Here is a 1,331-nt window from a genome sequence, read left to right as displayed (position 1 = left end):
GGGGGTTCGGGGGAGGAATGCTCCTTGGCGGGGTCAAGCAGCGGCAGTGTCTGGGGTTGAGTTGAGCAGGGTCATGTCGAGGTAGCGGCGGTCGTCCCAGATACCAGTCACTTCGAGGGCGACGGCGGTGATGAGACGCAGCGCGCTGGCACGGTCCGGGAAGGCGCCCACGGAGCGGATGCGGCGCTTCACTTCGCCGTGCAGACGCTCCAGGCCGTGGGTGCTGCGCAGGCGCTTCCAGTGGGCCTTGGGGAAGGAGAAGAAGCAGGTGGCGGCGGCGAAGCCCTCGCGCAGGCACGCCATGGCCTCGGGGACCTGGCGGCCCAGTCCGGACTGGAGCGCCTCCAGACGCTTCCTGGCGTCCAGGAGAGAGGGGGCCTCGAAGACGGCCGAGGTCTGCTTGCCGAGGCGTCCGCGCAGGCGCCAGGGAGCCTTGGCGAGGACGTTCCGGGTGAGGTGCACCGTGCAGCGCTGGAGCTGGGCCTCGGGCAGTGCCTGCCGGGCCGCGGCGGCCAGTCCCGCGTGCCCGTCGGCGATGACGAGCCGCACGCCCCTCAACCCTCGCTCGAGCAGTTGGCGCAGCAATTCCAGCCAGGAGTCCTGCGACTCGCTGCCCCCCAGAGTCACGGCCAACAGGTGCCGGTGCCCATCCTCTCCCACGCCGTAGGCCACCAGGGCCGAGACGTTCTGCACCGTGCGCGCCCACCGGGCGTCCAGGAAGGTGGCATCCAGGTACAGGTAGGGGAAGGCCTGGGTGAGAGGCTGGGTGCGAAGGCCCTCCACCTTCTCTTCCAGGGACTTCGTCACTCGGCTCACCGTCGAACGCGAAACCTCCTCCCCCATGAGCGCTCGCGTCACCCGGCCCATCTTCCGCGTGGAGACGCCCTGCACGTACGCGCTGGTAATCGCCTCGTCGAGTTCCTCGCTGCGCCGTTTGTAGCGGCCCAGGACGGCCTCCGCCGAGCCGCTGGCCCGCGTCCGGGGCACGGCCACCTCCAAGTGCCCCATGGACGTCAGCAGGCCTCGCAGGTAGCTGCCGTTGCGCTGGTCCTTCCGCCCCGCCACCTGCTGCCAGCGCCCGGCCCCCACCAGCCCTCGAATCTCCTCCTCCAGCAGCATCTCCAGCGTCATGCGGATGGCTCCCAGGAACAGGCCTCGCACGTCGGTGCGCACCTCCTCGTGCGAGGGCGCGGCAAACTCGGTATCGTCCACTTCAGGGAACTCCTCGGCTCCCCTGCCAGGGGGAGACCGTCTCGGTTGGTTTCACCGAGGAGCTTCCCTCTTTCCCGCTCGTCCCTGCTCGCCGACTACACACTTATAGGGACACGACC

1 protein-coding gene is annotated in these 1,331 nt (G+C 69.5%); it reads right to left on the bottom strand.

The features are described 5' to 3' along the window. Positions 1-33: 33 nt before the first annotated feature. Positions 34-1,212: an IS256 family transposase gene (locus K8640_RS42325; protein WP_223752274.1), complete on the bottom strand. Its 1,179-nt coding sequence runs from the start codon at positions 1,210-1,212 to the stop codon at positions 34-36. Between the last annotated feature and the right edge of the window lie 119 nt (positions 1,213-1,331).

The organism is Myxococcus sp. XM-1-1-1, assembly GCF_020037095.1.
In the GTDB taxonomy this organism is placed as follows: Bacteria; Myxococcota; Myxococcia; order Myxococcales; family Myxococcaceae; genus Myxococcus; species Myxococcus fulvus.
The sequence above is the reverse complement of the archived record's forward strand: the minus strand, read 5'-3'. Positions and strand labels throughout refer to the sequence as shown.